16 protein-coding genes are annotated in these 11,675 nt (G+C 46.3%); 4 read left to right on the forward strand and 12 right to left on the reverse strand.

What is annotated here, in order from left to right; all coding sequences use genetic code 11:
* From V3S16_RS07510 to V3S16_RS07520, 3 genes are all read left to right on the forward strand, one after another.
* Window positions 1–334 (forward strand): tetratricopeptide repeat protein (locus V3S16_RS07510; protein WP_413884055.1); only part of this gene is annotated, 334 nt, incomplete at its 5' end.
* 14 nt (window positions 335–348) lie between these two features.
* Window positions 349–759 carry a hypothetical protein gene (locus tag V3S16_RS07515; protein WP_413884056.1) on the forward strand — a complete coding sequence of 137 codons (411 nt, stop codon included), beginning with the start codon at window positions 349–351 and terminating at the stop codon, window positions 757–759.
* Entirely contained in the window at window positions 760–996 is a 237-nt protein-coding gene (locus tag V3S16_RS07520) for a hypothetical protein (protein ID WP_413884057.1), read from the forward strand.
* 258 nt (window positions 997–1,254) lie between these two features.
* Here V3S16_RS07520 and V3S16_RS07525 read toward each other — a convergent pair whose 3' ends face one another.
* From V3S16_RS07525 to V3S16_RS07565, 9 genes are all read right to left on the reverse strand, one after another.
* Window positions 1,255–2,055 (reverse strand): hypothetical protein, encoded by an 801-nt coding sequence (locus V3S16_RS07525; RefSeq protein WP_413884058.1) that lies wholly within the window; start codon window positions 2,053–2,055, stop codon window positions 1,255–1,257.
* The gene (locus V3S16_RS07530; protein ID WP_413884059.1) at window positions 2,052–3,161 is read right to left on the reverse strand and encodes an AAA family ATPase; all 1,110 of its coding nucleotides are present in this window, start codon (window positions 3,159–3,161) and stop codon (window positions 2,052–2,054) included. Before V3S16_RS07530 ends, V3S16_RS07525 begins: the two co-directional genes overlap by 4 nt.
* Window positions 3,162–3,342: 181 nt before the next feature.
* Window positions 3,343–3,801 (reverse strand): hypothetical protein, encoded by a 459-nt coding sequence (locus V3S16_RS07535; protein ID WP_413884060.1) that lies wholly within the window; start codon window positions 3,799–3,801, stop codon window positions 3,343–3,345.
* A gap of 1 nt (window position 3,802) precedes the next feature.
* Window positions 3,803–4,921, reverse strand: coding sequence for a hypothetical protein (locus V3S16_RS07540; RefSeq protein ID WP_413884061.1), 1,119 nt, complete (start codon window positions 4,919–4,921; stop codon window positions 3,803–3,805).
* 11 nt (window positions 4,922–4,932) lie between these two features.
* A complete protein-coding gene (locus V3S16_RS07545; protein WP_413884062.1) occupies window positions 4,933–5,316 on the reverse strand; it encodes a hypothetical protein in 384 nt (127 codons plus the stop codon).
* Between the two features lie 14 nt (window positions 5,317–5,330).
* The gene (locus V3S16_RS07550) at window positions 5,331–6,572 is read right to left on the reverse strand and encodes a ThiF family adenylyltransferase (protein ID WP_413884063.1); all 1,242 of its coding nucleotides are present in this window, start codon (window positions 6,570–6,572) and stop codon (window positions 5,331–5,333) included.
* Between the two features lie 25 nt (window positions 6,573–6,597).
* Window positions 6,598–6,867, reverse strand: coding sequence for a hypothetical protein (locus V3S16_RS07555; protein WP_413884064.1), 270 nt, complete (start codon window positions 6,865–6,867; stop codon window positions 6,598–6,600).
* Window positions 6,868–6,948: 81 nt separating this feature from the next.
* Window positions 6,949–8,595, reverse strand: coding sequence for a PAS domain S-box protein (locus tag V3S16_RS07560; RefSeq protein ID WP_413884065.1), 1,647 nt, complete (start codon window positions 8,593–8,595; stop codon window positions 6,949–6,951).
* 135 nt (window positions 8,596–8,730) lie between these two features.
* Window positions 8,731–9,942, reverse strand: coding sequence for an MFS transporter (locus V3S16_RS07565; protein WP_413884066.1), 1,212 nt, complete (start codon window positions 9,940–9,942; stop codon window positions 8,731–8,733).
* 64 nt (window positions 9,943–10,006) lie between these two features.
* On the opposite strand from V3S16_RS07565, the gene V3S16_RS07570 reads away from it, so the two are divergent.
* Window positions 10,007–10,255: a hypothetical protein gene (locus tag V3S16_RS07570; RefSeq protein ID WP_413884067.1), complete on the forward strand. Its 249-nt coding sequence runs from the start codon at window positions 10,007–10,009 to the stop codon at window positions 10,253–10,255.
* 54 nt (window positions 10,256–10,309) lie between these two features.
* Here the strand turns inward: V3S16_RS07570 and V3S16_RS07575 are convergent, their stop codons facing one another.
* The 3 genes from V3S16_RS07575 to V3S16_RS07585 all read right to left on the reverse strand — a co-directional run.
* A complete protein-coding gene (locus V3S16_RS07575; protein ID WP_413884068.1) occupies window positions 10,310–10,705 on the reverse strand; it encodes a response regulator in 396 nt (131 codons plus the stop codon).
* Between the two features lie 12 nt (window positions 10,706–10,717).
* Window positions 10,718–11,257 carry a MerR family transcriptional regulator gene (locus tag V3S16_RS07580; protein WP_413884069.1) on the reverse strand — a complete coding sequence of 180 codons (540 nt, stop codon included), beginning with the start codon at window positions 11,255–11,257 and terminating at the stop codon, window positions 10,718–10,720.
* Between the two features lie 11 nt (window positions 11,258–11,268).
* Window positions 11,269–11,675 (reverse strand): cereblon family protein (locus V3S16_RS07585; RefSeq protein ID WP_413884070.1); only part of this gene is annotated, 407 nt, incomplete at its 5' end.

Below are 11,675 nucleotides of genomic sequence, written 5' to 3' on the forward strand. Positions count from 1 at the left end.
CGATATGGGTCGCTGTGAAGAGGCTATCGAGATTTTAGATCAAATTCTGGCACAGCAAAAGGATAATGTTCACGCCCTGGCGGCCAAGGGCCATGCCTTGCTGGGCCTGCAAAAATACGAAGAAAGCCTGCCGTACTTTGACGATGCTTTGGCCATAAACCCTGATATCAAGGAAGCCCAGGTGTTCAAGGGCATGGCTTTGACCTTTTTGGGCAGACATGAAGAGGCCATGAAGATAGAAGCTTTTAAGACGGAGCTTGCCGAAAAATTCAAGCAAGAGATTGACAAACATCAGCAAGCAAAAGAGCAGGATGATTCCGGGCAAGACAATTAGAGGAGAAGAGACAAATGAAGGATGAGTTTTTGGCACTGTTTGAGGCTGCAAAAGCTCTGGTAACCTACATTGATAAAGAGTATGTTTTTGATAAAGCCGCTGCCGGAGGATGTAGTGGTTTGGACTTCCATCAATCGGACACCTTTTATGATTTAATTGTAAATACCAGAAAGGCCGTAAACGAATTTGAAAATGGATTGAAGGCCTCCTATACAAATAGCGAGAAAAACATACAAATGCAGGAAGGTTGTTCAAGATTGTTTGAGGCTTCCAAAGCTATGGCAACCCACATTGATAAAGAACGTGTTTTTGATAAAATTAATGACATGGGACCCGTTGGTGTTGATACCTTTCAATCGGATGCTTTTATCGAAGTGATTCAAAAGGTTAATAAAGCCGCGGAGGAAGTTGAAAAGGGCGTATAAATGGCGATAGAAGAAATCAGTTACGAAGAATACATGCAGAAGATCGACGAGCTTGAAAAACGGTATTTGTCCGATAAGGAAAAGTTTCCTCCGGGCGCTAGAGAAAAAGGACTGGAGATTTGCGCAAAATTCCGTCGCGAGGTGGCAGAGATCGGTCCTGAGAACTGTGAATATTACGTTGATACAATTTATGGGCTGCCGATGCACAAACCCATCAAACCCGAAGAAAAAGATTGATATCAATCTTTATGCTTGAGACCTTTTAAAAAAAAATCTTGCACAGCAAGTCATGAAAAAAGAAGACATTCAGTATGTTGACTGTGCCCACTGTGGTGTGCGGGTACGTAAAGATGAAGCCGTTGACTACAAACATACCCTTCTTTACGGTGAGCACTACCACTGCCGGGAATGTGATCCCAAAGGTGTTTGGGATTGCGTGAGTCATCACGTCGATATGGACGTACATTGACCCTGTCAATAGTTATTCGTTATTCGTTACATGCGTTCGATCACCTCCGGCGGCGGATCGGTGTGGGGCTTTATTTTTTTCTTCACTTCATCTCTTAACGTACTTATATCAACCTGCGTAATAAATCTGCCCGTATCGACAAACTCGATGTCGGCTGTTTTGCTGCTTACCGTTGTATGGCCTGAAAGGATGCCTCTTTCCCGGTAGAGGATTTTCTGCTCGTGCCAGCCTTCATCACCGATGACAATGCTGTAACAGAAACTGCCGTAAACGGTTTCCATGATTTTGGCTTCCGTAATCGGTCCGTCCGTTATCAGGGAAACACTCCCTTTCTCCATATCCTTTTCCACAAACCGATCTTTTTCCAATAAAACCAGGTCCTGGATTACGACCTCTTGTTTGGCCAACGGCTTTCTGGTGCGCGCGGCAACAAAATCGAGTACGGTAAGGTGGTTTTTTTCATCAGTGTGTGAAAAGTGCTTGTAATTCAAAGCGCCATGAGAATGAATCCATCCATTGATAATCAGTTCTTTGGGCAGTGATTCCTGAAATTGAGCGATGCTTTCAGAACCTAAGGAGGTATAGTCATGAAGGTTCAGATCATTTTGCGGCAGTCCGATGTCTACAATAAGTTCCGGATGGTCTTGGTCCGCGAGCGTGAACCCGTACCATTCAAAACTCTCTTCGAAAATAACGCCAACCAGTTCATTGATTTTAAATGCCCGATTTTTAGCATACTCTGCCATCAATATGTGTTGGGGCAGGCTTCCCAAAGTTATTTCAAGCGGCTTGGGTCGTTTAAGCTGTGAAAGGTTTTTGAATCTCATCCCAATTTTTCCTTCACGTAATTTTGATCCACTTCGAATGTGCCGGTGTAGATGCCGGGCAGGCGGTACATGTCTTCTAAAAGCACCCGGTGGAGTATACTTATCAGGCCCCGGGCTCCGGTTCCTTCCTGTTCGGCGCGCTGCGCAACTTCAGTTAACGCATCATCAGTGAATTCAAGGTCAATGCCCCATGCCTTGAGATCGTTACTAAACGCCAGCAAGGCGCTGCCTTGGCTTTTGATCATGATATTTTTTAAGTCCTGAGTTGTCAGTTGATCATATACCACTCTTACAGGGAAGCGCCCCACGAGTTGTCTTTCCATACCAAAGGAAACCAAATCATCTGCCATCAGAAAATGGCGCCAATTCCCTTCAAGACCCTGTCGGGCCATTCGTTTTTTGACGATGCTGTCGAGATTTTCAAAAGCCCCTCCGGCAATGAACAGCACGTGCTTGGTCGACAGGGGTATTCTTTCCTTACCGATGTGAAGGGTGTTTTCGGATCCATCGAGCATATGTAAAAGCCCTTTTTGCACACCTCGGCCGGACACGTCTTTATAAGCGATGGTTTCAGTTGCAATCTTGTCTATCTCATCAAAATAGACGATGCCCATCTGGGCTACATTCGGATTGCCGCCGGCTGACAAAAGCAAGTCAACCAGTATATCAGTGGCATTCTGTCCAACGTAGCCGACTTCACTAAACTTGGTCATATCTTCATGCACGAAGGATACACCTACCAGGTTTGACGCTGTTTCGCCGGTGAACGTTTTGCCGCACCCGGTGGGCCCGATGATCATAATGTTGGCCTTGGGAGTTATAGTATTGCGCAGGGCCATATCAATGTTCCCGCTGCTTGCAGCCATTCCTTTTTTAAGTGCCTGACCCAGCCTCCGGTAGTGAAAAGCAATGGCCGTACACATGATTTTTTTTCCTTGTTCCTGTCCGATTACGAAGCGGTCCATATCTGCTTTCAGGTCAGAAGGAGTTTTGTCAAACTCGATAATTTCCTGAATAGCTGCATTTTCCTGATTTTCTCTCAACAGTGTGATTTTTTCCTCTATACGCTGTTCTTTTTGCTTTGATATTCCATCGTCCATATTCATCTCTATAAATCCGGCCTGCTTAAGGTTTTGTTTTATTCGTATAACAAATTTTGAATCTTCAAGTTAAAGATTCTGGATGCTGGTTTCTGGATACTGGAAAAGAACAGGAGATTTTCCTTTAAATATCCAGCATCTAGTGTCAAGTATCCAGCATCGCTTCGTTAATGAGATAGAATTTCAATTACATCACCTCGTCGATTTTAGGTGGAACTTCGCTATTAGAGGCCTTGGCGCGTTCATGCAAAAGCAGGGTTTCAAAATGATATCGCATCAATTTCTGATTAGTTAACGAAGGGTTAAGGCGACATAAAGGACCGCACAACAGGATCTCCTCGGGTGAATTTGCAAACTTAAGATAGGCATTGTCAACTTTACTTATTATCGACATAGTGAGGGAATACTCATCTTTAGTTGCCAGCGAAAATAAAGAGCTTTCCATCGGCGTTTTTAGCCTGACGCGGGTAAACTTCAAATTTTCTGCGGACAGATCATCCTCAACGTTATCGAGAACGCTCAGAAAACTCTCTTTAAGGTCATACTGTTTTACAAGACTGCAAATTTGATTAAAGACCTCCCGCTTTAAGGGCTTCTTTTTCCGTTGTCGGGCACGTTCGTTTCTTATGTGTTGCAGAAAAGTCATTTTAGATGCGGTAGTCTTCAAAGTCTATTGTGGGTATATACACCCATGTACGCTCCAGGCTGTGATAACCGTTGCGACGTCGGGCATCGTAACCATAACGCAAAGCCGTGAGGCCCTCTTCCAGGATCCTGATGGCATTTTCTGCGGTAAACTCATGGGGTGGTGCGAAATGTTTCATACAGATTTCTTGCCCTGATTTGTGGCGAAGCAAAAATGGGTGTTTGTACTTTTCCATGACAAAAGGCCTGAAAGGCGTATAAGTTGAAAGCGCGACTCTGCAGTCCGGAAATAAATAGCTGCGCGCGGAGTAATCTTTAAGGACGTACTCTCCGATGCGTTTATATACAAAATATTCACCCTTATAGGCGTTTTTTCTGGTAAAGCCGAAACCATCCATCTCCATGGATCCCGTATCCGCAATATAAAGCAATGTTGCAGCGTGCTCCGGTTTTGCTTGACTGAATTGCAGGCGTATTTGCAGCGCCTTTGTTAGACGATCATGCTCACTAGCCAAAATTTTTGCATGGACGGCTTCATGGAACCAGTCGCGTAGCTGGTGAGCTGAGAGCAGTCCATTTCCGGGAGACTTGAAGATCGGCTTTTGATTTTCCAGCCCCTTAAGGATTGCCTTTAGAGGTTCCACATCACGAAATGTTTTTGCCTCTTTATAATATTTTCCGGGGATATCGATCTTTTCACCGACAAGGTCCAGTATTTCCTCATCTCTCAATTTTTTGCGCTGCAGCCCTCTGTTTTTCCTGACAAAATAAGGCATTACCTGGAAAAGAATTGTTTTAAGCGTATCATCTAATAAAATACCATCGACCTCGCGTGTAAGCTGATATTTTCTTAAGAATTCTTTTCGCTGGCGTTTATAATCATAGGCGTTGATTGTTTCGTAATTTTCCAAAACAGAGTGTATGTTGAGCGCTTTGACGAACTGTCTGTCCTGATGCGCAATAATTGTTTTTGATTCCGGATGTCCGGAATTTTCCATGGGTTTTCCCGGCCGAAACAAGGCTTGGACCTCTTTTTCTATTTCCGGATCAAGCAAAAGAGGCAGGTATATGAAGTCCGACTCCACTAAAAATTCCATATCAGAATTCAATAGTTGCCACATTATTCAGCTCCTCAGTCATAATCCGGGCAAGCCCCTCCTTCTTGGGGTTTAATTGCGCGAATCGGCACATACAGGTATTTTTCTCCTGCTTCCGTTTGTTCGGATACTGCGAATTCCAATGCCGTACCTTCGATTTCTTGTCCCCGGCAGAGCAACTTTCCGCCTTCAAGTTGTCGGGCGACATCTTCAGCGATGAGCTGTTCCTCTAAGGTCAAATTCTTTTTGCTCAGCGTTCGATTGCACAGTTTCCGCAGTGATTTGGCCGCGTAGCTGCCGGGTTCATATATGTCAATCAAACCTTCGGCGGCATGTCCCGGTATGATTTCAAGGACGAGCGGCAGTAATTTTTCGGCTTCATCGATTTGAAGATCCTTTTTTGACTCAACATCCGTCATAGTCTCATTCCTCCCTAAAATCTTGTATTATTTGTTGAATCATAGAAAATGTTTCCAGGTTTTTGGCCATCCAAGAGCATTCTATAGGAATCCACCATGAACCCGGCGGTAATCTGATTTGTCATGATGACGGAAGGATCCGGCCGATAGAGACAGGCCGCTCTTTCCCGCTGATAGGTTTCAGGGTTCCGCTTTTCGACAATATCATACAAGCCCAATAATTCCGCGGGAGTAGCGCCGTTTTTCATAGGATCAAATATTACGATCTGGCCTGCATCCGCACTGGTCCCGCCGCTTATCAGTATTTTGCCCTGCTCCTTGCATTTTTCACTTAAGGCTAATCTGGATTCGAAATTGTCAACGCAGTCAAAAACTGCATCATAGGATGTAATGTCGGTCGCTTTATCGAAATACGCAATCTGAGCCTTGTTGTCCATGTTGAAGAGACTATTGAGCCTTTCAGATAGTATTTCAGCCTTGTTGCTTCCAATGGCATCATAGAATAAAACCTGCCTGTTTAGATTTGTGACCTCGATGACGTCAGGGTCCATAAATGTAATGTTTTGAAATTTTGAATAAGCAAGTCCCAGCCCCACAAAAATGCCCAGGGCTCCGGAACCGACTACCAATATTTTCGGCTGATCATTTGGTGTGTTTAGTTGTTTTCTGGTATATGATATAAGGTCATCTGAAACGTCTTGGCCCATTAAAAGATTCTTGGTCTCTTCCAGCACAATCCCGGTGATAATCGTATCCAGCACACCATCATCAAAATGTCCGTTGGGCAAATGACAGGCAGAGATAATTTGTTCAAGCTCTTGCCATTCTCTGCCCCTCAGATAACTAAACACCCTGAACCCTTGGGCATCATGATTTTGGTAGCAGAACCCTCTAATAATCGGTATATTCTTTTGGAATCCTGTCTCCAGCAGCAGTTTGTTTGCCAGACCATAATGACTTAAATCTACAATGATATTACACCCTTTGAACAGTTCCGCCATAACCGGATGCGTGTAGAATCCTTCCACGTGGGTCAGGGTGAATCTTAAGTTCAATTTCCGGGCGATTTCAACGAGTATGGGGTTTAATACGGGCGCAAGGACAACTACATGGTTGATTCCCAGAGCGGATGCCGACATTACATAAAGCGATGCCAGAAGGTCGTCATCACCAACGACACCTACTTTTGCCTTTTCCAATGCCGGCTGATTCCAGCCCTCAATGCGCAGCTGTCTGTCAAGTCTGCTTGTCCGCATGATATTTATTCTTCCATAACTCAAATCACCCGTGGGGCGGCGCGAAAAGGGCTATTTCCAGCGGGTGGTCGGCGGCAAGCCGGGGACCTTTTTTCTCTATATCCCTCAGCCTTTTGTTGAGATACTTCACTTTTGCCTCAAGATATTCATTGTCGGGATCGGACCTGAGATTCACCTCAGTATCTCGCAACTGGATCCTAAGATCGAGGTATTCTCCCTCTAAACGCCTTACTTCCTTGCGTAAAGTCTGAAAGTCTTGCATTTCCTTACAATCATCATAAAGCCACATGCTCATGGTACACCTCTTTTTTCGGAGAGACCTTTGCTAAATGCCCCTTTTGCAAAGGTCTCGTATGGTTGTCTATGGAGTTTTTCTTCAATCTTTATCCAGCACACCTCTGATTTCTTTCAGCATCTGGTGCAAATCATAAGGCTTGTTGATAAAACCGCTGGCTCCGGCCTCTACAGCTTCTTTTATGGTGCCGTTGAAAGTGTAGCCGCTTGCAATAAGAACTTTCACCTTAGGATCTTTTTTTATTAGGCCTTCAAAGCATTTTTTGCCCCCTATTCCCGGCATGATCAGGTCCAAAATAACCAGGTCAATCTGCTCGCTGCCTTCCCGGAACTGCTGCAAGGCACTCTCTCCATCCGCAGCTGTAAGCACTTTGTAGCCGGAGTTTACCAGGAGCTGCTTTCCAAAATCGAGGATAAACTCTTCATCGTCCACCAGCAAAATGGTTTCCCTGCCCCCTTGTAGAAAAACTTCAGCTTCCTTGGTTTCCGGCGCGGTTGTTTTTTGTTTGATGCGCGGCAGATACAACTTAAAAACAGTTCCCACGCCGGGCTCGCTGTCACATGTGATGAGTCCTTTGTGGTTTTTAGCAATACCGTAAATCATAGCAAGACCCAGGCCGGTTCCTTTACCAATTTCCTTAGAAGTAAAGAAAGGTTCAAAGATATGGTCCAAAATCTCTTTTTCAATACCGCTGCCGTTATCAGCAACACTTAAAAGCACATAATCCCCGGGCCTGACCCCCAAATGGGTCCGGCAGTATGCTTCATCTAAAATAACATTTTCGGTTTTAATGATCAGTTTTCCCCCTTCGGGCATGGCGTCTCTGGCGTTAACTGCCAGATTCATTAAGGATAGCTCAATCTGAGTCGGGTCGGCATTGACCGTGTTGAGGTTGCTTTCAAGATCAAGTTCGATCTCAATCATCTTGGGGATTGTGCGTACCAGCAGGCTTTTGGTATTATTGACGATACGGTTCAATATAACCGGTTGTTTTTTGCACTCTACCTTGCGGCTGAAAGTCAGTAATTGCCGGGTGAGTTCGCTTCCTTTTTGGGCGGCTCGCCGGATTGCTTGCAGCGCTTTGAGTTCGTCATCGTTTTCCTTTTTTCCGATTATAAGCAGCTCCGCATAACCCTGGACGGCCTGGAGCAGGTTGTTGAAATCATGGGCCACACCTCCGGCCAAGGTGCCGACAGCCTCCATCTTCTGGGAATGGCGCAGCTGCAGTTCCAGTTGGCGTTTTTCGTCTTCGGCCTGCTTGCGTTCGGTTACATCCCGCACAATGCTTTGAAAGGCGGCTTTACCTTCCCAGGTGAAGGGTCGGCTGCGTACTTCCACCCGCAATACGGAACCGTCCGATCGCAGGGCTTTATATAGAAAAGGTGCGGGCAAGGATTCCGAACGCAGCAACATTTTTATGCGCTGCTCGGCGGTTTTCCGATGGTCCGGGTGAATCATTTCAAGCGGATTTTTTCCAGCCAGATCCTCGGCGGGTATACCGTGGAGGTCGCAGAACGCCTGGTTTACTCTAACGATACGGCCGTCTACGACTACCACGATCCCGTCAATGTTCTGCTCAAAGAGCCTCCGGTAGTTTTCCTCTGACCTTTTCAGCTTTTCGGCGGTTTGCTGACGTTCATTTTCGGCCTTTTGCAGTTTAACGACCTTTTGGCGCAGTTCAGTCAATTCACTGGTGAGTTGTGCTTTATCATTATTCGCATTTTCCATCTGTTTTACCATTGTGCATTCATTAACACATTTTCCTTTAGAAAGGAATGCCGGAAATTACATCATGATATACAGGAGCCTAATTTCCAGTATTCTTTATCTTATAATAACCGCAGATTAACAATGAAAAAAGATTCATGCTTTTTTTTGGTTCCAGCCTCGAAGGCCCCAGATCAGGATCATCAACCCCATGGCGCTGATGACTGCTGAAACAAGTGCGGTCAGCAGTATTCCGCCGGAGAGCCAGATTGAGCCGCCGATCAGTGCACCGGCCATCCGGCCGATGCCGGCCGCCGCCAGGAAGGCCGACATCATCGTCGCCCGAAATGCAGGTAAAAGCTCCGTGCCGAGAGACAGGGCCGTAACAATAGCAAACTCGTACGTCAGAAAAATAAAAAACAGGCCTCCCAGCGACAAAGGGAGGGATTGTCTCATCAAGGGCAGCACTCCATAGCTTATCACACAAAGGGCCGTGCCGATCATTACCGATCGCTTTAAACCCAGCCGGTCGGAAAATGCTGCTGTGAGACTCTCGCCGCACAATTCGGCTACACCAATAACTCCCGTACCGACACCCAGGGCGATGATGCTCAGACTGAATGATTGTTCCAGCCAGGCTCCGTATACCACAAAAAGATTATCGTTGGCGGCACTCACCAGAAACGCAAAGCCGATAGCGCCTAAAGCGGACCGCTGCTTTCCCAACGCCTGCCATGCCTTTAAATAACCAGCGGGTTGGCGGCGGTCAAGGGATTTTCCATCTCCGGATATTGATACGGCCAACGCCACAAAGCTCAGAAGGCCTGCAATACCCAATGCAAAAAAAGGGGCGCGCCACCCCAGGTAATGGATCAGAAAACCTACCAGGGGAATTCCCACCAGAGAGCTGCCGGCCCAGCTAAACTCGAGCATGCCAATTACTAGCCCGCGGCGCTCAAAGGGTACCCGCTGACCAACATAAGCTTGTATTGCAGGGTCAAAAATACTTTTACCCAGTCCGGCCAACAACAATCCTGCCAAGACAACACCGTAAAACGGCAAAAAGCCGCCGGCAAACAGGCCTATAGTCAGCATTCCAAGCCCGAGCAGCATCATCACTTTATAACCCAGCCGATCCGTCAGTGGGCCTGAAAACAGACCGAGCAGAGAGGTAGCCTGGGTCGCCGCTATAATGGATGTTATGGCCGTCAGCGGGACCCCAAGTCCGCGGCTTAATACCGGTGCAAATGGGTACACAAAACGACGCGTCGTGTTTAGTACTAAACGACTAAATGTAGCTGCGCCGATTTTCCAGGCCAGCCCGGATACTTTACGGTCGCATGTAGAAGTCATTGAACGATTTGACATTAAACATTACCTGGCTGTATATTTTACCCTTTGGAAATAATTTCAAAAAAAATCAGGGCAAATAATGCGTATTCGTGTGGAATGTTATGCCGGATACCGCGGGGAGGAAACCCCCCGGTGCTTCTGGCTGGGGGCCAAAAAGATCGAGGTGCAAGATGTCCTGGATCGCTGGATGGCTCCGGACCATCGCTATTTCAAAGTTTTGGGCCATGACAAGGCTGTTTATATCCTGCGCCATGATGCGGTATCGTGGGATTGGGATCTGACGTTCTATCAACAGGCGGGTACTCCCATTGATCCGGCTGCTTCATGATAAATTCAAAGCGGCTTGCGAATGAATATACCTGAAGCGGAAGAGCAATGCAAGTTAGCTGCTGCTTAAAATTGTCTTTATAGTTTGTGACAGATCTTTCATATTGAACGGTTTTTGAATAAAACCATTGCAGCCCCGCAGCATTATTTCACTGGCCTGGCCGTTGATGCTATAGCCGCTTGAGAGCAGAACTTTTATATCAGGGTTGATCTCTTTCAGGCGGTCATACGTTTCTCCGCCGTCCATATCGGGCATGATCATGTCAAGGATGACCATATCAATTTCGTTCCGGTCGGCTTTATAGAGCTCAACAGCCGCGTTCCCGCTTTCAGCCGTCAAAACCTTATACCCTATTGCTTTTAGCAGTTCTTGGGCGACATCAATAATTATATCTTCATCATCAACCAAGAGAATCGTTGCGCTTCTTTTAATAACCTTCTTTTCCGCCATGGGCAGATTCCATTAGCCTTTCATTGCAGCGATGATCGCATCGATGCGTTCTTTTAATTTGAAAAAATTAAGGATATAAAAATCATCGGCCCCCTGGTTCAATCTTTCTCCGATGAGGGCCAGGCTGTTCCACCCGCTCTCCTGGTCCAATTCCGGGGCAATGAGCCAGGCGCCCTGAGTTTCGTATTGGCCTTCGGTCAACACCCGGGAAAAGGCGATCCCGAGGCTTTTGATGTTAGGAAAGTTCTTAACGGTTTCATTGACTGCATATATATTGATTTTTTCATGGGCTAACTTTCTGGAAAATCCGCTATCTTTGATTTTTTTCAAATAAGCAATATTGTAAATATCTACGCGGTTGAAAATATCCCTGGTTTCCTCTCCAAAGGCCTGCTGGATCGAAGGCTTGACCCAACCAAGGTCTATCCATTGTTGAATATGGTTGCTGGCAACGCCGGTGATAGCCGCAGCTTCTGCAATCGAAAATTTTTCATGGAGGGTTGCCTGCTCCGTTACCTGCTGCTCTTGTTGGTTGTCCGATTTTTTCACCATTGATTATCTCCTCACTGGTTTTGGGTTATAAGGCGATCCAGAATCAGTCCGTGGAAACTTTCATAACCCATCGAGGTAAAAAGCCACCCTAAATGGGTCAGACACCTGACGCAAACAGCCACCCGCCAGCTAAAGCCCTGAAACCAGGTGAACTCGTCCGAGGCAGGACCGGCATAGCCGCATCCTATCGAAGATCGGAAGCAACCTATTTCAAAAACAATCCCGTGAGGATTGGCAAAGGTGTGCCGGTGCAGCCCTTGGACCACAATGCGTTCAGCCGAACTTGTGATCACGTGCAGACATTGCCGGCAAAGGATGTATTCCTCATCGTCCGACTCTTTTTCTTCCGCCTCGCTCTCAACCAAGCTGTCGAGCATTTCATCGCTTTGTTTTTTACGCGGCGGACGCAAATGAAAGG

Source organism: Candidatus Desulfatibia sp., from assembly GCF_036446775.1.
Classification (GTDB): domain Bacteria; phylum Desulfobacterota; class Desulfobacteria; order Desulfobacterales; family UBA11574; genus Desulfatibia_A.

Excerpts from the sequence above, each read along its gene's own strand:
- V3S16_RS07535 (WP_413884060.1), bottom strand. The coding sequence starts at position 3,801 with ATGACTTTTCTGCAACACATAAGAAACGAACGTGCCCGACAACGGAAA.
- V3S16_RS07530 (WP_413884059.1), bottom strand. The coding sequence starts at position 3,161 with ATGAATATGGACGATGGAATATCAAAGCAAAAAGAACAGCGTATAGAG.
- V3S16_RS07545 (WP_413884062.1), bottom strand. The coding sequence starts at position 5,316 with ATGACGGATGTTGAGTCAAAAAAGGATCTTCAAATCGATGAAGCCGAA.
- V3S16_RS07550 (WP_413884063.1), bottom strand. The coding sequence starts at position 6,572 with ATGCGGACAAGCAGACTTGACAGACAGCTGCGCATTGAGGGCTGGAAT.
- V3S16_RS07525 (WP_413884058.1), bottom strand. The coding sequence starts at position 2,055 with ATGAGATTCAAAAACCTTTCACAGCTTAAACGACCCAAGCCGCTTGAA.
- V3S16_RS07520 (WP_413884057.1), top strand. The coding sequence starts at position 760 with ATGGCGATAGAAGAAATCAGTTACGAAGAATACATGCAGAAGATCGAC.
- V3S16_RS07580 (WP_413884069.1), bottom strand. The coding sequence starts at position 11,257 with ATGGTGAAAAAATCGGACAACCAACAAGAGCAGCAGGTAACGGAGCAG.
- V3S16_RS07575 (WP_413884068.1), bottom strand. The coding sequence starts at position 10,705 with ATGGCGGAAAAGAAGGTTATTAAAAGAAGCGCAACGATTCTCTTGGTT.
- V3S16_RS07570 (WP_413884067.1), top strand. The coding sequence starts at position 10,007 with ATGCGTATTCGTGTGGAATGTTATGCCGGATACCGCGGGGAGGAAACC.
- V3S16_RS07540 (WP_413884061.1), bottom strand. The coding sequence starts at position 4,921 with ATGTGGCAACTATTGAATTCTGATATGGAATTTTTAGTGGAGTCGGAC.
- V3S16_RS07555 (WP_413884064.1), bottom strand. The coding sequence starts at position 6,867 with ATGAGCATGTGGCTTTATGATGATTGTAAGGAAATGCAAGACTTTCAG.
- V3S16_RS07515 (WP_413884056.1), top strand. The coding sequence starts at position 349 with ATGAAGGATGAGTTTTTGGCACTGTTTGAGGCTGCAAAAGCTCTGGTA.
- V3S16_RS07560 (WP_413884065.1), bottom strand. The coding sequence starts at position 8,595 with ATGGAAAATGCGAATAATGATAAAGCACAACTCACCAGTGAATTGACT.
- V3S16_RS07565 (WP_413884066.1), bottom strand. The coding sequence starts at position 9,942 with ATGTCAAATCGTTCAATGACTTCTACATGCGACCGTAAAGTATCCGGG.